At 72.8% G+C, this 17,814-nt stretch carries 15 protein-coding genes; 5 read left to right on the top strand and 10 right to left on the bottom strand.

The genetic code is table 11. From position 1 onward, the window contains the following. Positions 1-186 precede the first annotated feature (186 nt). Positions 187-1,281 (top strand): MerR family transcriptional regulator, encoded by a 1,095-nt coding sequence (locus ACFYT4_RS07535; RefSeq protein WP_389266235.1) that lies wholly within the window; start codon positions 187-189, stop codon positions 1,279-1,281. Positions 1,282-1,489: 208 nt separating this feature from the next. Here the strand turns inward: ACFYT4_RS07535 and ACFYT4_RS07540 are convergent, their stop codons facing one another. After that, on the bottom strand, positions 1,490-2,026 hold the full coding sequence (locus ACFYT4_RS07540) for a DUF2087 domain-containing protein (protein WP_389266284.1): 537 nt from the start codon (positions 2,024-2,026) through the stop codon (positions 1,490-1,492). Positions 2,027-2,229: 203 nt separating this feature from the next. Next, positions 2,230-3,660 (bottom strand): amidase, encoded by a 1,431-nt coding sequence (locus ACFYT4_RS07545; protein ID WP_389266286.1) that lies wholly within the window; start codon positions 3,658-3,660, stop codon positions 2,230-2,232. Between the two features lie 131 nt (positions 3,661-3,791). Here ACFYT4_RS07545 and ACFYT4_RS07550 point away from each other — a divergent pair, with 131 nt between their 5' ends. Next, positions 3,792-4,385 carry a TetR/AcrR family transcriptional regulator gene (locus tag ACFYT4_RS07550; protein WP_389266237.1) on the top strand — a complete coding sequence of 198 codons (594 nt, stop codon included), beginning with the start codon at positions 3,792-3,794 and terminating at the stop codon, positions 4,383-4,385. A gap of 363 nt (positions 4,386-4,748) precedes the next feature. Here ACFYT4_RS07550 and ACFYT4_RS07555 read toward each other — a convergent pair whose 3' ends face one another. The 5 genes from ACFYT4_RS07555 to ACFYT4_RS07575 form a co-directional block, all read right to left on the bottom strand. Next, positions 4,749-8,183, bottom strand: a complete 3,435-nt coding sequence (locus ACFYT4_RS07555; protein ID WP_389266239.1) for an ATP-binding protein — start codon at positions 8,181-8,183, stop codon at positions 4,749-4,751. A gap of 530 nt (positions 8,184-8,713) precedes the next feature. Next, on the bottom strand, positions 8,714-9,538 hold the full coding sequence (locus ACFYT4_RS07560; protein WP_389266241.1) for an FMN reductase: 825 nt from the start codon (positions 9,536-9,538) through the stop codon (positions 8,714-8,716). A gap of 2 nt (positions 9,539-9,540) precedes the next feature. Further along, positions 9,541-10,635 carry an LLM class flavin-dependent oxidoreductase gene (locus ACFYT4_RS07565; RefSeq protein WP_389266243.1) on the bottom strand — a complete coding sequence of 365 codons (1,095 nt, stop codon included), beginning with the start codon at positions 10,633-10,635 and terminating at the stop codon, positions 9,541-9,543. 102 nt (positions 10,636-10,737) lie between these two features. Then, positions 10,738-11,526: a hypothetical protein gene (locus tag ACFYT4_RS07570; RefSeq protein ID WP_389266245.1), complete on the bottom strand. Its 789-nt coding sequence runs from the start codon at positions 11,524-11,526 to the stop codon at positions 10,738-10,740. A 204-nt stretch (positions 11,527-11,730) separates the two neighbouring features. After that, positions 11,731-12,006, bottom strand: a complete 276-nt coding sequence (locus ACFYT4_RS07575) for a hypothetical protein (RefSeq protein ID WP_389266247.1) — start codon at positions 12,004-12,006, stop codon at positions 11,731-11,733. Positions 12,007-12,424: 418 nt separating this feature from the next. On the opposite strand from ACFYT4_RS07575, the gene ACFYT4_RS07580 reads away from it, so the two are divergent. Both ACFYT4_RS07580 and ACFYT4_RS07585 read left to right on the top strand, forming a co-directional pair. Continuing rightward, positions 12,425-12,655 carry a hypothetical protein gene (locus ACFYT4_RS07580; RefSeq protein WP_389266249.1) on the top strand — a complete coding sequence of 77 codons (231 nt, stop codon included), beginning with the start codon at positions 12,425-12,427 and terminating at the stop codon, positions 12,653-12,655. A 646-nt stretch (positions 12,656-13,301) separates the two neighbouring features. Then, positions 13,302-13,505 carry a hypothetical protein gene (locus ACFYT4_RS07585; protein WP_389266293.1) on the top strand — a complete coding sequence of 68 codons (204 nt, stop codon included), beginning with the start codon at positions 13,302-13,304 and terminating at the stop codon, positions 13,503-13,505. A 24-nt stretch (positions 13,506-13,529) separates the two neighbouring features. Here ACFYT4_RS07585 and ACFYT4_RS07590 read toward each other — a convergent pair whose 3' ends face one another. Beyond that, complete coding sequence (locus ACFYT4_RS07590) at positions 13,530-14,630, bottom strand: magnesium and cobalt transport protein CorA (RefSeq protein WP_389266294.1); 1,101 nt, start codon at positions 14,628-14,630, stop codon at positions 13,530-13,532. A 104-nt stretch (positions 14,631-14,734) separates the two neighbouring features. After that, positions 14,735-15,802, bottom strand: coding sequence for an alkylmercury lyase family protein (locus ACFYT4_RS07595; RefSeq protein ID WP_389266251.1), 1,068 nt, complete (start codon positions 15,800-15,802; stop codon positions 14,735-14,737). A 133-nt stretch (positions 15,803-15,935) separates the two neighbouring features. Here ACFYT4_RS07595 and ACFYT4_RS07600 point away from each other — a divergent pair, with 133 nt between their 5' ends. Next, on the top strand, positions 15,936-16,343 hold the full coding sequence (locus ACFYT4_RS07600; protein WP_389266253.1) for a heavy metal-responsive transcriptional regulator: 408 nt from the start codon (positions 15,936-15,938) through the stop codon (positions 16,341-16,343). A gap of 196 nt (positions 16,344-16,539) precedes the next feature. On the opposite strand, the gene ACFYT4_RS07605 is transcribed toward ACFYT4_RS07600, so the two are convergent. Beyond that, positions 16,540-17,460: an NAD(P)-dependent oxidoreductase gene (locus tag ACFYT4_RS07605; protein WP_389266296.1), complete on the bottom strand. Its 921-nt coding sequence runs from the start codon at positions 17,458-17,460 to the stop codon at positions 16,540-16,542. Positions 17,461-17,814: the final 354 nt, after the last annotated feature.

Here is a 17,814-nt window from a genome sequence, read left to right on the forward strand (position 1 = left end):
GACTCCCCGGACTCCCCGGACTCCCCGGACTCCCCGGACTCCCCGGACTCCCCGGACTTCGCAGGTCCGCTGGGCCCGAGCGGGCGATCGGTTCCCGGCGTTCGGCCGGGCGGGAGCGCCCGTTCGGACGGGAGTTGCCGTCCGGGCCCTGGTGGGCCGGGTGACCGGTCCGCCGGGGCACCCCGGTTGACCATCGGGGCTTTCGCGCGGGCGTCCAGGCTGTCGGCGAAGGCGCTGCGACGCTACGACGAACTGGGCCTGCTGCCCCCGGCCCGCGTCGACGAGTACACCGGCTACCGCTACTACGACGTGTCCCAGCTGGAGCGGGCCCGGCTGGTCGCATGGCTGCGGCGGATCGGGATGCCCCTGGCCCGCGTCCGCGAGGTCTGCGATCTGTACGAGCGGGATCCGCGGGCCGCCGCCCGGGTCGTCCGGGCGTACTGGACGCGGGTGGAGGCGGACCTGTCGGCCCGTCGTGACCTGGCGCTCTTCCTCGCCGATCAGCTGTCCGGCCGGTCCCGGACCGGCCGGCTCCCGGACAAGGAGAACACCATGACCACGCCCTCTCTTGTTATCCGTTACGCGGCACGGACGGACCGGGGTCTCGTCCGTGAGACCAACCAGGACGCCGTGTACGCCACATCGCAGCTCCTCGCCGTCGCCGACGGCTACGGCGAGGAAGGCGCACCCGCGAGCGCCGCCGCCATCGGAGCGCTCAGCGACCTGGCCGGCACCCCGCTGCCCGGGGATCCGGAGGTACGGGCCGGGGATCTGCTCAACGCCCTGGAAGACGCGGCCCTGCGCGCCAACTCCGCCGTGAACGGCTTCGCGGGCTCCGGTACGACCCTCACCGCGATACTGCTGCACGGCTCCCGGCTCGCCCTCGTCCATATCGGCGACACCCGCGCCCACCTGCTGCGCGACGGGGAGTTCTTCCGGATCACCCATGACCACACCGTCGTGCAGTCGATGATCGACGACGGCAGTCTCACCGAGGAGGAAGCCGCTTCCCACCCCCAGCGGGCGATGCTGCTGCGGGCGCTGGACGGCGGCGACAGCCCGGCGCGTCCGGATCTGCGGTTGCGGGAGGCACGGGCCGGGGACCGCTATCTGCTCTGTTCGGACGGACTGTTCACGGTGGTGGCGGACGGCGAGGTGCGGCGGGTGCTCGAAGGGGTCCGCGACTCCGACGAGGCGGTGACGGAGCTGATCGCCCTCGTCCATCGCGCGGGCGGCCCGGACAATGTCGCCTGTGTTGTCGCGGATGTGGTGGCGGTCTGAGCCCGGGTCCGCCCGGGCCCGATCCGGGCCCCGGTCCGTCGAGTCCCGGTCCGGGCCCGGGTCCTTCCGATTGCCGGTCCGTCCGGGCCCCGGTCCGCCACAGCAGCTGTTGTTGAAACACCGGCTGTGCCGGGCGTGCCCGTGTGCGGGCCCGCGCGGTGACATCCGTGGGTGTGCGGGCGCCGCCGGCCCATACGCGCACCGGCCGTCAGACGCGCTCATAGGTGGTGCCGGACTCGTTTCTGCGCAACAGACCCTCGTCCACGAGAGCACGGCGCAGGCTCACCCAGTCGTCGAACCATTCGCCGCAGATCGCGTTGACCTTGGCCTCGGAGTACGTCACGCCGGGCTCGAACGAGTCCTTCACCACGGCCAGAACACGGCTGCGTACCTCCGCCTTGCCCGGAATGGACGTGAGCCGACCACGGCGGAAGTAGGAGCCCGCCCCGTCTCCGCTGCTCCGACCGGAGACCCTGACCTCGGCCTGGACCGCGAGCCGGAAAGTGTCGTCGAGCAGCGTGTACGTGCGCTTCTTGCCGTCGAAGGCGGCGATCCGGCCGTCCGTCAGCTTCTGCAGCGCCGCGGCAGCGGCCGGTGGGCGGAGCTTGGCCAGTTCGGCGACCTCCGCCACGGAGGTCGCGCCGAGGACGAGGGCCGCGTAGGCGGCGCGCCGGTCGGTCTGGGCGAGGAGACCGACCACGTCGCGGCAGGAGGGCGAATGGTCCTCGGTGGGAGCCGTGTTCATGGTGTCCATTCCGGTTGTCGTTCCGGGCGTCGATCGTCGTTGGGGCCTCGGGCGTCTCTACAGGTACCGCGATCTCGGCTGCCGTCGAAAGCGGTTGGTGGCGACCGGGTACGTTTCAGCCGGGCCGCCGGGACGGGGGCTGTGCGTGCTGAGGGTGAGGGGTACGGGGGTCGCCGTGCGCACTCCCGTGTGGGCTCGCGGGTTCATTCGGTCTGGTGTGCCGTGTGCGGGTCGGTGGGCGTGAGCGTTCCGAGCCGGTCTTCGATGGCCTGGGCGGCGTCCAGGCACAGGTCTTCCCGGAAGGCGCGTCCGATGATCTGTGCTCCGGTGGGGAGTCCGTCGGCCATCCCGGTGGGCAGGGCCAGACCGGGTACGCCGGCGAGGCTGGTCGCGGTGCACAGGCGCATTCCCGACGCGACCCGGTCCCGGCCTGCCCTGTCGCGTGACTCCAGCCCCGGTTCGACCGGTGGTTCGGTGAAGACGGGGCCGAGCAGCAGCGGATACTCGTCGAGGAATTCGGCCCAGGAGCGGCGGATGCTCATCCAGGTGCCCATCAGCTTCATGAACTCGTCCGCGCTCGCGGGCGGGGTCCGTTCCATCGCCATCGCGATGTAGCGGTCCCCGCCTGCGCCGAGCAGTGTGCGTACCACGGGCCAGGCCGGGGCGAACTCGGTCACGGTGATCCGGCCGTACACCTCCAGGGCTTCGTCCAGCCGTGGTACGTCCTGTACTTCGCGTACGTCGTATCCGGCGTCGCGGAGCGCGTCGGCCGCGGTCGCGACGGCTGCCCGGACGGTGGGGTGGACGCCGTGCCCGCCGGGGTCCGCCACGACGGCGACCTTGACGCGTCCGGGGAGCGGTTCGCCGTAGGCGGGCACCGGCACGGCGCGCGGGTCTCGCGGATCGGTCCCGGCCAGTACCTCGTACGCAAGTCGCAGGTCGCCCACGTGCCGGGCCAGCGGGCCGTCGGTGACCAGGATCTGGGACGCCGGGCCGGGGTCGTCCGGGCCGAGAACGCGGTGGTCGGCGGGGAACCGGCCCGTGGACGGCTTCAGCCCGGCCACACCGCAGAACTGGGCCGGGATACGCACCGATCCGCCGGAGTCGTTGCCGAGCCCGAGCGCCGCCATGCCCGTGGCGACGGCCACGGCGTCGCCCCCGCTGGAGCCGCCCGGGGTCCGGCTGCCGTCCCACGGGTTGACCGTGTCGCCGAACAGCTCGCTGCGCGTGTGCATCCCCGCCAGGATCAGGGTGGGGATGTTGCTGTGCCCGATCGGGATGGCCCCGACCGCACGCAGCCGGGCCACCGGAGGCGCGTCCTCCGCCGCCACCAGATCGCGGAAGCGCTCCGTGCCGAACGTGGTCGGCACGCCTTCGACGGCGGTGCTCTCCTTCACCGTGAAGGGCACGCCCGCGAGCGGTCCCAGCGTTTCACCGGCGGCCCGTCGGCGGTCCAGCTGTGCCGCGGCCTCACGTGCGCGCTCCGCCAGGAGCTGCGTGACCGCGTTCACCCGCGGATTGACCTCGGCGATGCGGTCCAGGTGGCTGTCGACGAGTTCGACGGCCGAGATGTCCGCGCTGCGCACGGCCTCTGCCTGCGCGGTGGCCGGCATCTTCCACAGGGCGTCCTGCATGGTCTTCCCTTCCTCGCCCACGTACCGATGCGCTTGCATCGGAACCGAACCGTACCCTGGAACCGATACGCGCGCATCGAATAAAGTGCACCGCAACAGCAGAACGCCGGGACACAAGGAGGCGACCGGGCATGCCCAGGCAGGTGGATCACGCGAGCCGACGCCGCCTCATCGCCGAGGCCGTCTGCCACCTCGCCGACGAACGCGGACTGGAGGGCGTGACCCTTCGCGACGTCGCCGCCCGCGCACAGGTGTCGATGGGCGCCGTCCAGCGGTGCTTCCGCACCAAGGAAGAGATGCTCGTGTTCGCTCTCCAGCACATCGGCGAACGGATCAGCGAGCGCGTACAGGCCCGCCTCGTCAGAAGCCCGGCCCAGTCGGCCGGCACCGCCCTCGGCCACGCGGCCACCGAAATCTCACTGCTCCGCGAAGAGCACCGCGCCGAGGCCAGGGTCTGGCTCGCCTTCATCGCACAGGCAGCCGTCAGCAAAGCACTCGCCACGACACTGAAGGCGAACTACTCAACCCTGCAAGAGGCGTTCACCCGCCTCATCTCGGAAGCCGCCGAGGACACCGATCGCGCCGCACCCCTCGACCCGCAACGCGAAGCCCGCACCCTCCTCGCCCTCGCGGACGGCCTCACCACACACGTCCTCATCGGTCACCTCACCCCACACGAAGCACACGACATCCTCCACACACACCTGACCGGCCTCTGGGAGTAACCGGTCCTTGAACCTCCCCAACCGCCCCAGCACACTCTGGCTCACCGTCCACCATCAGGGCCGCCGACCGCAGGTCAGCAATCTCACGCGCGCTTCCCCGAAGACCTCAGACCCCTCCGACCGCCGACGCTCCGTCAGCCACCCACCAGGGCCGGCGAAGGCTGAGCGCACGATCCGACACGGATGTTCCTCAACCTCCCAGTACCGCCGAGCCGTTCCGCGGGCCCCACAACTCGGATCAACCAGCCGTACCCACCGCACGGCCAGGGATCACCCTGCCTGCTCAGCCCGTGTTTCGGGGTGATGTGAGGGCGATGCCGTTCAGGCCAAGCCGGTCCGGGCCCGTCATGACCCTCGTATCTGTCAGCGGGACAGCCGCCAGTCGACCGGTGCCGCCGGGCGGTAGGCGCAGTACGCGCCCGTCGTCACCGAGTCCCGTAGATGCGCGGCCAGTTCGGGATGGAGCGTGCCCAGCTTGCGGAGGGTGTCGCGGATACGGGCCGTGACCGTCTTACGGGCGCGCTCGGCCTCGTCGCCGAGTCGGCGGGTGCGGCCGCCCAGGCCGGCGGCCGTACGCAACTCGTCGAGCAGCGCTTCCCGTTCGCGGCTGTACTCCGCGGCGCGGCGGTCGTCTCCGTGCTCGGCCGCGCGGTCTATCTCGTCGTCCAGCCGCTCCAGGCGCTGCCGGTAGCGGGCCTTGGCCTCCTCGTCGAGCACCGGGTCGCCGCCGAAGCGACGGGCCGCGACGACCGTCTCGCCGCCCTCCGGGGCGAGCAGGGACACCGCGGACAGCTCCTCGCCCGCGTGGGCCAGCAGGGTGTGGAGGTCCCGCAGGCCCTTGGCGTCCGGGACATGGACCGACCGGCCCTCGAACGCGAGCGCCCAGACGGCTCCGTCGCGCCGGAACTGCGCAGCGGTGGCGTCCGGTCGGGGCGGCTGCCCGCCGTCGTGCCCGGACGCGGCACCGGCCCCGTACCCCCCGGCGGCCTCCACGGCACGGGCGCCCGCCGCGGAACCGGTGGCACCGTCGGCGGAACCGGTCGCGCCCGGGGCGGCGGTCGCGGCGGCCGGACCACCGCGTCCCGGTACGGAGGAGACCGCCCCACCGGAGGCCGGATCCGGCGGGACGGCCTCGCCGGAGGCCGCATCGAACGCATCCGCCCCGCCGGAGGTCGCACCGAAGGCACCCGCCCCGCCGGAGAAACCGAACGCATCCGCCCCGCCGGAGAAGTCGGTGATCTCCGCCGGCAGCCGGGTCAGGCGCAACTCCTCCGCGTCCCGCCGCAGATCCTTCAGCAGATCCGGGGGCGCGGCGGGGCCCAGCACCTTTGCCAGGGCCGCGCGCGCCCGGACCGACCAGGGGCGCGCGCGGAGCCGGTCCGCCGATTCCCAGGCCGCTGTCAGTGTGGTCACGGCCGACTCCCGGCGGCCCTGGGCCGCGTCCAGCAGGCCCAGCCAGAGGTCGACGGGCCCGCTGATGTCGCAGCCGTACATCGAGACCACCCACTGTCCCGCGTACGGAGTGAACGCGGCCCGGGCCGCCTCGATACGGGCCTCGTCGCCCGATGCCGCCGCGGCCTGCGCCCGCAGCCGCATCTCCAGCGGGGCGAACAGCCGGGGCACCGGCTCGGGAAGAGCGGCCAGTTCGTCGGACATCCGCAGCGCGGGGGCGGTATCGCCGCGCTCGACCGCGGTCAGCCCGGCCAGCAGTTGAGGATAGGGGTGGACCAGGCCGCCGAGCCCGTCCATTCCGTCGACCACGGTCTGGGCCTCCTCCAGCCGCCCCTGCATCATGAACAGCGACCACTGCATATGAGCCGTCATATAGCCGAACGCGCTGTGCTCGGCCGGCCGCCAGGACGCCTCCGACAACAGGTCCATCGCCTCGGTGAACCGGCCGTTGAGAGCGGCGACCAGCGAGAGGTCCATGGCTCTCGCCAGCTCGAACCGGCGCAGCGCGCTCCGCTCGGCGAGGGCGGCGAAGACACGCAACTGGTCGAGGTAGCGCGGATCGCCCAGCTCCAGCAGGGTGACCCAGCGCATCGCGGTGGAGTGCAGCTCCATGTCGCGGTTGCCCGTGCGGCGGGCGACGGCGGCCATCTCGTCGGTGAGCGCGAGCCGCTCGGTCGCGGTGCCGAGGCCCCAGATCGAGTCGTGCCGCGCCCACAGGGAGAACGCGAGCGCCTCGTCGTCCTCGTCGTTCCGGGCCAGCGCGGTGGTCCGGACGGCGAGGTCCTGGACGATCTCCTCGGCGGTGAGGACCGCCAGCTTCTCCCCTCCGCCGATCAGGGCGCGATGCGCCTCCCGCAGCAGTTCGCCGCTGCGGGCCGTGAGGGCGTAGGCGCCGCCGGGGGCGAAGCAGTTCTGGCGGATGCTGATGGCGACGCGGGCGAGCAGCTCGGGCTCCCGCGCCTCACGGGCGAGGGCGACCGCCCGCTCGTAACAGTCCCACGCCTGCTCCTCCTCGCCGTGGTGGACCAGATGGCTGCCCAGGTCGAGGACGATCAGGACGGACCGGCGGGGGTCGTCGCCGCAGGTCTCCAGGGCCCGCCGGTAGTGGCCGGTGGCCTCCTCCGACGCGAGCCTGCTGCTCGCGTCCCGGGCGGCGGCCACCAGCAGGTCGACCCGCTGAGCGCGCTCCAGCTCCTCGCCGGCGAGATACGCGTGCCGCGCGAGATCGGCGGGCAGGACCTTGTCGCCGAGTGCCGGGGCGCCGTCCAGGGCCCGTACGACCGAGGCGTGGGCGACACGGATGCGCTGCTCGTCCAGGGTGTCGTACAGCGTCTCCCGGACAAGATCGTGGGCGAACGCGAACCGGCCGCCGACCCGCACGGTCACCAGCCGGGCGGCGACCGCGCGGCTCAGCAGCCGGTCCACATGCGGTACGGGAGCGGAGGCGACGGCCGCGAGCACCTGGCGGTGGAACTCACGGCCCAGCACGGCCGCCGTCTCCAGCAGCGCGGACACCGTGTCGGGCAGCAGCGCGAGCCGCCGCCGCACCGTCTCGCGCACGCCGGGCGCGACGGCGGTGACCGGGGCGCCGCTGCTCCAGATACGGGCGGTCTGCTCCACGAAGAAGGGATTGCCGCCGCTGCGCCGGTGGACCTCGTCGACCATGGCGGGTTCCGGTTCGGAGCCCGCGATCATCGTGATCAGGGCGGCCACCTCGTCCCGCCCGAGCCCGGTCAGGGTCACGGTCGTCGCCGCGCGCGCGGAGAGCGGCACGATCAGCTTCTGGAGGGGGTGGTCGGCGGTCTCCACCTCGGCGTCCCGATAGGTCCCGATCAGCAGCAGACGCTCGAACCACGCGTGCTGCGCGGCGAATTCGAGGAGCTTGAGGGAGGCGGGGTCCGCCCAGTGCAGATCGTCCAGGACGACCACGACGGGCCGCTCCTGCGACGCCGTGACCAGGGCCGTCGTCACCGCGTCGTACATGGCGAAGCTCTCGCCGCCCTCGCCGCGGCCGGTGGGGTCCTCGCCGAGCAGGGCGGCGAGCCGCCCGCCTGTCGCCTTCTCGGCGTCGGCCCACTCCCGCGCGGTCGTGCCGCGCCGCAGGCCCCGGACGACCTGGACCCACGGCCAGTAACCCGGCGCGCTCTCGGAGTCCCAGCAGGAACCTCCCAGCACCAGTGCCCCGCGCCGCCGCGCCTCGTCGGCCGCGTGGGTGACCAGCGAGGTCTTGCCGATCCCCGCCTCTCCGGTGACCAGCACCAGGCCCCCGTGACTCTCCGTCGCCCGGTCGATCCCGGCCAGGAGAACGCCCGCGGGGTGGTCGCGCCCGATCAGTCCAGGGGTCATGACCAAGACGATAGGAGACACCACTGACAGTCGGCACATGGGATGTGCCCCCGCCCAGGTCGGAGGGGGTCCGGACACGGCCGTGCCCCCTCGCGTACGGCATGGGGGAAGTACGCGAGGGGGCGCGGCCGTGCCCGGCGGACGTGGGGCCGGGCAGCCCGCGAGGTGCCCTGACCGCCGGTCGCCGGGCCGGGGTCCCGGCCGATGTGTCCGGGCCTCGCTGTCGCGGGCGACGACACCCCGGCCCCGGGCCCGGCGTACCTCCGCGAGCCGCGGGCCGCCGGAGGTCCGCCGGACGCGGGGCCCCGGCCCGTGTCCACCCCGGGCCATGGCCCCACGGCCGGCCCTGAGCCATGGCCCGGTGGCCGACCGGACGGGGGCGGCCCGCCGGGCGCTACGGCCCGCTGCCCGGCACCCCGGTGCGGGAACAACCGTGCCCCGGCTGCGGGGCCGGCCATGGGGCCCACTGCGGGACCAGCCGTGCCCGCACCCGGCCCGGCCGCCGGGCCCGGGTCGCCCCGGCCGGGCCGTCAGCCGAACGGCGACGCGGCCACCGGCGCCTTCGCCCCGTCCCCGCCGCCGCCCGCACCCACCCCGAAGCCGGCACCCACCCCGAAGCCGGCACCCACCCCGAAGCCGGCACCCACCCCGAAGCCGGCACCCGCCCCGGCGCCGAGGCCGAGGTCGAAGCCTCCGGCGCCGAAGCCCGCGGTACCGGCCCCCGCGGTGGCCCCCGCACCGTGCGTACCGGCCATCAGCCGCGCCAGCTGCTCGCCCGCGCGGGCGATCCGTACCGGCAGGGTGTCCGTCAGCGGATCGCCCGAGCCGCCCCAGTCCTCCGAGGCCGCGTACACGGCCGTCGGTACGACGAGGGCCCGCAGATAGGCGAACAGCGGCCGCAGCGCGTGTTCCAGCACCAGAGAGTGCCGGGCCGTGCCGCCGGTCGCCCCGATGAGCACGGGCTTCCCGGTGAGCGCCTCCGGCTCGATCAGGTCGAAGAACGACTTGAAGAGCCCGCTGTACGAGGCGGTGAAGACGGGCGTGACCGCGATCAGTCCGTCCGCCTCCGTCACCGCGTCGATCGCCTCACCCAGGGCGGGCGACGGAAACCCGGTGACCAGGTGGTTGGCGATGGGCACCGCCAGCTCGCGCAGCTCCACCACCCGGACCTCGACCCCGGTCCCGGCCGAAGCCCCGGCCCCGGCTCCCGTCCCGTTTCCGACGCCCGTCCCGTTTCCGGACCCGGCTCCGGCGAGGGACGCGCGTACCGCCTCCGTCAGCCGGTCGGCCAGCAGACGGGTCGACGACGGCACGCTCAGTCCGGCGGACACGGCCACCAGCTTCAGTGTGGTCATCGTCATGCCTCCTCGTGTGCGGTGGTGCGTGCGGCCGTGACAGCGGGGTGCAGGGGCGCGGACTCCGGCACTCCGGCCGGCCGCAGGTTCGCGAACTCCTTGCGCAGCACCGGAACGACCTCCTCGCCGAGGATGTCGAGCTGCTCCAGCACGGTCTTCAGGGGCAGGCCGGCGTGGTCCATCAGGAACAGCTGGCGCTGGTAGTCCCCGACCGCCTCACGGAAGCCGAGCGTCCGCTCGATGACCTGCTCCGGGGAGCCCACGGTCAGCGGGGTCTGCTCGCTGAAGTCCTCCAGCGAGGGCCCGTGTCCGTAGACCGGCGCGTTGTCGAAGTACGGACGGAACTCGTTGACCGCGTCCTGCGAGTTCCTGCGCATGAACACCTGGCCGCCGAGTCCGACGATGGCCTGCTCGGGCGTCCCGTGCCCGTAGTGCGCGTACCGCTTCCGGTAGAGGTCGACCATCTTCTTGGTGTGGTACATGGGCCAGAAGATGTTGTTGTGGAAGAAGCCGTCACCGTAGTACGCGGCCTGCTCGGCGATCTCCGGGGAGCGGATCGAGCCGTGCCAGACGAACGGCGGTACGCCGTCCAGCGGGCGCGGGGTCGAGGTGAAGGACTGGAGCGGCGTACGGAACGTGCCCTCCCAGTCCACCACGTCCTCCCTCCACAGCCTGTGGAGAAGCGCGTAGTTCTCGATCGCGAGCGGTATGCCCTTGCGGATGTCCTGTCCGAACCAGGGGTAGACCGGCCCGGTGTTGCCCCGGCCCATCATCAGGTCGACGCGCCCGTCGGCGAGGTGCTGGAGATAGGCGTAGTCCTCGGCGATCTTCACCGGGTCGTTGGTGGTGATCAGCGTGGTCGAGGTGGAGAGGATCAGGTTCTCGGTCCTGGCCGCGATGTTTCCGAGGAGGGTCGTCGGGGACGACGGGACGAAGGGCGGGTTGTGGTGCTCGCCGGTCGCGAAGACGTCGAGACCGACCTCCTCGGCCTTGCGGGCGATGGCGACCGTCGCCTTGATCCGCTCGTGCTCGCTCGGCGTACGACCGTTCGTCGGGTCGGTCGTGACGTCGCCGACGGTGAAGATGCCGAACTGCATGAAGCTCACCTCTCGGGGGTTCAGTCCTGATGGACAGGTGGTTGAACGTTGAACTAAACCCTACAACGGGACGCCCCCGGGTCCTATTCCGCCCCCGGCCCGCTATTCCACGGCCCGTCCCGCCGCCGCGGGGAACAGCCGGCGGAAGGCGTCCGCCGACTCCGAGCCCGAGCGCCCGAACGGCGCGTCGAAGTCCCACACCAGGAACAGCAGAAACGCGATCAGCGCGCTGAAGAGCCCCGCGAGCAGCAGCTCCCGGTGGCTGCGCCCGATATGCATCGTGAAGATCAGCCCCACCGTGACCAGCGCCCCGCCGATCAGGCCGAACCACACCACCCCCGGCAGGGTCGCCCCCGCGTTGGCCACGCGCGCGTTGCGGACGTCGTCGGCGACGGACACCTGGTCCAGCATCGGCTGGTACGCCTGTGCCTCCAGCTCGCCGACCGGCACCCGGCGGGCGACGTCGGACCGTACCGTTCCCAGCAGCTCGGAGCCCCGCGCCGGGACCTTCTTGCCGTCGATCATCCGCGGCCACTCCTGGTGGACGACGTACGAGACGTAGGCGTCGACGTCGTTCTTGAGGCGCTCGCGGAAGTCGGCCGGGTAGACCTCCGCGCGCCGGGTGACCTCGTACAGCGCCTGCGCCTCCCGGCGGACCTCGTCCTGCGCGGAGCTGCGGGCCTCCCAGACGCCCGCGATGGCGAGGCCCAGCACGATCGCGTACACGACGCCGACCATCATCGTCATGTATTCGAGGACGTCCGGGGTCTCGTCGGCCTCCTCCGCGGCCCCCGGTGTCCGCTCGCGCCGGCGCTGGCTGAACAGGGTGACGGCGAGGACGACACCGCAGGCGGCGGCCATCGCGATGAGCAGGACCAGCCATTCGGACATGGGGATCTCCGTGTCTTGTGTGCGTGTTCTACGAGACGTCTGGTGCCGTGTCGGGGGAGAGGGCCGCGTACGGAAGCGTTTCGGCGGCTTCCGGCGGTTCCGGGTCCGGTAGTTCCCGCGGTTGGGGCGTTCCTGCGGTCCCGGGCGTTCCGGCGGTTGGGGCGTTCCGGCGGTCCCGGCCGTTCCGGCGGTTGGGGCGGTGGCTCAGCGCCCGCGCCGGGGCTTCAGCAGCGCGGCGGCGAGTACGGCCGGGGTGGTGGTCACCAGCATCAGCACGACCAGGGGCATGCCCTCGCGCTTCGGCCGCCCGGACACCGGGCGGTGATGGCGTACGGGCCGTGCCCGCGCGGGCGGTGGCGCGGCGGGCGGGCGGACGACGGCCCGGGGGCGCTCCACCGGCGGCCGGGCGATCACCGGCAGGACCTCGGTCGCGGGTACGGGAACCAGGGGCGCGGGGGCCGGGGGCGCCGGGCGCTCCACCGGAGCGGGAGGCGGAGCCGGGGCCGGCCGGGGCGTCGGCGAGGCCGAGGGGGGCAGAGGGGCCGGGGGAGGCGTCGGCGCGGGCGGCGCCGAGGGTGTGGGCGTCGGTGCCGGCGTCGGTGCCGGGGGTGTGGGCGTCGGCGTCGGAGCTGGGGGAGGCGGGGGAGGCGGGCAGTCCCGGAGGACATGGACCGACACGGATACGTACACGGAGAGCGGCAGTGGTCCGGACGCGGACACCGTGGCCGAGGCGCAGAGGATCCCCGGCACATGGATGTGCGCGGACACGGACACGTCGAACGGGGGTGGCGAGAGCGCCGGGTAGGGCTTCGGCGGTGTGACGGCGGTGCGGGACGGGGGCGGGGACGGGGGTACGGATCCCGGGCCCCGGGCCCCGGTCGCGGTGCTCGGGGAGGGCGTGGGCCCGGTCACCGGCCCGGTCCGTGCCGACGGCCCCTTCCCCGGACCCGGCTTCTCGCCCGGCCTCGGCCCGGCGGCAGGCTCGGGCTGCCACTGCCGTGGTACCGCCTGCTGCTGCTCCTGCGGCCGCTGCCTCGGCTTCCGGCTCTGGTCCTTCCGGTTCTTCTGGTTCTGGTTCTTCGGGTTCTTCCGGTGGTTCTGGTTCTGGTGGTTCCGGTCGTTCTCCTGAGCCGGGCGCGCCCCCGGCGCGGGTTCGGCGGGCTGCCCGGTCCGCGGGGACGGCTGTGCCCCCGGCTCCCGTAATCCCCCACGGCCGGACAACAGCCGGTCCACCAGCCCCGCCACCCGATCGTTCCGGTGGTCGTCGTCCCCGGGGCGCGTTCCGGTTCTCACCGCCGTGCCTGCCCCGGACGTCGTACCCGCCGCCCGGCGGAACGCGGCCTTCACCCTCGTGCCGGATTCCTCGCCCACCACGGACGCCGACGCCCGTAACCGTCCGTCAGCGGCATCGTCCCCGGCGGCGGCCAGCCCCACCCCCTGCGAGCCGAGAATCGCCGCGATCGTCAGTGCGCTCAACTGCTCCCATCGGGCCACATCAGCACGTTATGGGCGGGGGCGGGAGCCGGTGACCATTATCACTTAGATCGGTGAATAAGACATTTGTCGGATACTGCCCCCACAGGAGCCACAGCCGTATCGACGCAGGTCACACGGGCAACGGGCCTGGCGCACCTCACGGCCGGGAGGACGGCGGCACCCCCGGGCGCGCCCGCTCGCGGGAGCGGGGCTCTCGACGCGTAACCGGGGTACCCGGGTACCGGGACGGAGCATTCCCGCATGCGTGAGCCGACCCCGCGTGAGACGTTCGCCGGGTGATGAAAACCTTGATCGCCGCCACCCCGGCCCCCCTGGTCGCCGCCCTCTCCGCGACCGCGCTCCTCCTGCTCACGACCTCGGCGCTCCGGCTGTCGAGCGCCGGGCGCACCGACCCGTCGGACGAGGCGCGTTCGGTGACGCTCGCGCTGTACGGGTGTGTGGTCGCCGTGGTGACCCTGGGACTGTTCATCGCCGTGATGTAGCGGGCCGGGCGTGCGGGTGGACGCTCAGAGCCAGCCGTTGCGCCGGAAGCTGCGGTGGATGACCAGACAGGCCGTCGCCATGACGCCGAGGACCAGCGGATAGCCGTAGGTCCAGCGCAGCTCCGGCATATGGTCGAAGTTCATGCCGTAGACACCGCAGACCATGGTCGGTACGGCGATGATCGCGGCCCATGCCGTGATCTTCCGCATGTCCTCGTTCTGCGCGACCGTCACCTGCGCCAGATGCGCCTGGAGGATGGAGTCGAGGAGGTTGTCGTAACCGCCGATCTGCTCGTTCAGCCGGGCGAGGTGGTCGACGACATCGCGGAAGTACGGCTGGATGCCGGGCCCGACGGGCGGCAGCGGATGGCTGGCGAGGGCCAGCAGCGGGCGTTCCAGCGGTCCGGCCGCGCGCTTCAGCTCCAGCAGTTCCCGCTTGAGCTGGTAGATACGGCCCGCGTCACCGCGCGCGGCGTGTTCGGTGAAGACGGCGGACTCGACGGAGTCGATGTCGTGCTGTACCGCGTCGGCGACGCCGAGATAGTCGTCCACGACCCGGTCCGCTATCGCGTGCAGCACGGCCGCCGGGCCCTTGGCCAGCTGCTCGGGCATCGCCTCCAGGTCCTCGCGCAGCGGCCCGAGCGAGCCGTGCCGGCCGTGCCGGATGGTGATCACGAAGTCGGGCCCGGTGAAGACCATCAGCTCCCCGGTGTCCACGACCTCGCTGGTCGCCGTCAGCTCCTCGTGAGCGACGTACACACATGTCTTGAGCACCGTGAACAGGGTGTCACCGTGCCCGGTCGGGTCCTCGTAGCGCTCGACCTTCGGGCGCTGATGGGCCTGTACGGCGTCCTCGACGGCCAGCGGATGCAGCCCGAACAGCTCGGCGAACCGGGCGAACTCGATCTCCGTCGGCTCGTGGAGGCCGATCCAGACGAAGCCGCGGCCGTTCTTGCGGACCTGCGCCAGCGCCTCCTCGGCGCTCCCCTCGCAGTGCTGGCGCACCCCGTTCTCGTACACCACGCAGTTCACGACGGTGCTGCCCAGCGGTGAGCGGGCCGGGTGGCTGAGGTCGACGGTGCGGCGGTAGGCGCGGCGCATCACACGTCGTAGTTTGCGGATCATCGGCACGGCGGGGCTCCTGACGCTCCTTCGGTGACCGGGCGAGTCAGTGTGCCATCAGGTGCCGACCGGAGGCGCGGGGTCCGGTCAGGACGGAACGCCGGTGGTCAGCGCAGCAGTTCGCCGAAGATGGCCCGTCCGAGGGAGGCCGCCTGCCCGGGGGTGATCGCCCTGCCCGTGTAGTCGGGGTGTGCCGCCGCCCAGGCGAGGGCCGAGGCGGGCCCGGCGAAGAAGTTCAGCGCGCCGCAGGTGACCTCGGAGGCCGGTCCGTCGCCGGAGCGCTCGCCCGCGTACACCATCGCCTCCGACGGCTGCCAGGTCATCAGGCCCTCCGTGGCGGTGATCGTGATCCGCTCGCCCGTGACGGGGTCCGACGAGGTGATCACCGCGTCGGTGCCGAGCATTTCGGGGATGCCGAGCGCGTCGATCGCGCACATCGACCAGAACCTGGTGCCGTCGGGGAGCCGGACCCGGTGCGGGGTGGGGACGGCGGAGAAGGGGTACGCCGCGCGGATCCGGGCGTCGGGGTCGAGGGTCAGGAAGTCCTCGGCCGCGAGTGCGGACAGGACGTCGGCGGCGGTACGGCCGTGCTCGGCGGCCACCGTGTCGAGGGCAGCCGGTTCCGGGGCCCGGCCGGTGGCCGCGAAGTGGCGCAGGACCGCCTGCTGTACGGCGCGCAGTCCGCCCGTCGCCGGGGCGAGGCGGCCCCGGCCGCCGCGGGCCGCCGCGCCGAGGGGCGGATGGCCCGAGGCGGCGGCCGCCCGGGCCAGACCGAGGGCCCGGCGCAGCTCGGGGACGCTCGGGGCGCCGTCGACGGTGCCGTCGGGGCCGCGGTAGAGACGGCAGGAGACCGAGGCGGGGGTGCCGGGGGTGGTGAAGGGGTCGGTCCCGTCGATGAGGACGGTGGGGGAGCCGGTCATGCCGAGGCGGGCCGCCTCCGCGGGATCGGTGACCTCGATACGGACGATGTCCGGGGCCGGCGGTTCCTGCGTCCCGGTGCTGGTGCTGGTGCTGGTGCTGGTGCTGGTGCCGGTTCCGGTGCTGTTGCCGTTCCCGCCCCGGCTCCCGTTCCCGTTGCCGGTGTCCCTGCCGGGGTCGGCCAGCGCGAGCGCGATCCGCGCTTCCGCCACGGAGGCGTTGGGGCAGTCGGGCACGGTCAGCACGGTGATCCGCATGGAAGTGTCGCCCTCCGGTCGGTGACGTCCGTCGGTGGTGGACGGCCGGTGGTGTCCGGCCGTTCGTGTCCGCCCAAGGGTGGACCTTCCACCCCGGTGGAAGGTCAAGCGAATTGCCCCGTACGCTGATGATATGCGTATAGGTGACCTGGCCGCGTCCTGCGGGCTTTCGGCCAGGACCGTCCGCTTCTACGAACAGGCCGGGCTGCTGCCCGAACCGCCGCGTACCCCTGGTGGTTACCGCGACTACCCCCGCGAGGCGACGGCACGCCTGGCATTCGTGCGCGAGGCCCAGAACGCGGGGCTCACACTCGCCGAGATCCGCTCGGTCCTCGCCCTGCGCGACTCCGGAGTGGCGCCCTGCGCCCATGTCGCCGATCTCGTACGGCAGCACCTCGCGGACGTCGAACGCCGTATGGCGGAGCTGCGCGAGGCGCGGGCCGCGCTGAAGGCCCTGGCGGAACGTGCCGCCACCACCGATCCGAATACCTGCACCGAACCCGGCATCTGCACGATCATCGCGGGCCCGCCGTCACCCTGAGAGGCGGCCACGGGCTCTCCCGGCCACCGGACGGGACGGCGGGACGGGCCCCAACAAGGCGCGGCGCACGACCACTTACCGCAGCAGGCCCCTGCTCTCGCCGGGTTCCGCTGTCCGGGCGGCGCCCGGCCCGGGACGAGTACTCCGCGGGCCGGGCCGCGCCGCCCCCCGGGGGCCGTGCGGGGCGGGTCGGGTGTCAGGCGCCCTTCTTCATCAGCTCCACCAGGCTGGAGAAGCTGTCCGCCTCGTGCCCCGCCTCCATTCCGCGCCGGAAGAGGTCCACGACGGCGGCGGGCAGGGTGGTGTCGACGCCCGCGTCGGCCATCGTGTGCAGCACGTGCTCGACGCTCGCGGTGCCCATGGCCAGCCGGTCCACATCGCCCTCGTGGTTGCCCGCGTCCACCCGGTGCATAGAGAAGTCGATGAAGCCGCCCAGTCCGCCCAGGGTCTCGTTGGCGTGCGGAAGGATGTCGGCGGCCTTGAGACCGTTGGCATCGGCGAGGGCGATGGCCTGCCACAGGCTGAGCATCGACGTCCAGAACATGGTCATGCCGATCTGGTACATCAGCGCGGACAGGCCCGGGTCCTCCCCCTGGTAGTCGGCCCGGGGCAGGGCCTCCAGCGTGTCCCGGTGCGTGTCGAAGGGCTCGCGCGGGCCGCTGTAGAAGGTGTACGACTCGGGGTTGCCGATCCCGGACGGCGGTGTGGTGACACCACCGGCGAGGAAGGCCGCGCCGCGCTCGGTGACCCAGCGAGCCCCGGCCCGGGTCTTCTCCGGGGTGTCGGAGCTGAGGTTGACGATCACCCGGCCGGCCAGCGCGTGCGACGCGGGCTCCAGCAGGGCGTGCATCGCCTCGTAGTCCGTGAGGCTGAGGACCACCAGCTCATTCGCGCCGAGCGCTGCCTCGACGCTCTCCGCGAGGACCGCGCCCCGCGCGACGAGTGGCTCCGCGCGCGAGGGAGTGCGATTCCAGACGGTGACCTGGTGGCCCTGTTCGAGGAAGGCACCGACCATCGCCTGGCCCATGGGGCCGAGACCGATGACGGTGACGGGCTGCCGGACGGCGGTGGTGGCGGTGGCGGTGGCGGGAGAGGCAGCGGCGACGGAGGCGGACATAGGGGTGACTCCCATCACTAGAGTGAACGCTCTATCCAGAGCGGTGGCGCGACCCTAGCACGCCACTAGAGTGAACGCTCTATTTAGTGGGAAGCAGCCTCCGTGCCCGGGCCGGGAGTCTCCCCGGCCGGTCCGGTTCACCGCGGCCGTACGGACGGGCCTGCCGGTCCCCGCGGAGGTCGGGTCACCGGCCGCGAACAGACAGAACGGGCCGACCGGCGCGGACTGGTCTGTCCGTGCCGGTCGGCCCGTTGTGGTGGTGGTTGTTCGGTCTGGGGTCAGGCTTTGCGGGTGTTGATGTCGTCGGTGAGCTGGGGGACGACGGTGAAGAGGTCGCCGACGACGCCGTAGTCG

This window comes from Streptomyces sp. NPDC004609, from assembly GCF_042873655.1.
In the GTDB taxonomy this organism is placed as follows: domain Bacteria; phylum Actinomycetota; class Actinomycetes; order Streptomycetales; family Streptomycetaceae; genus Streptomyces.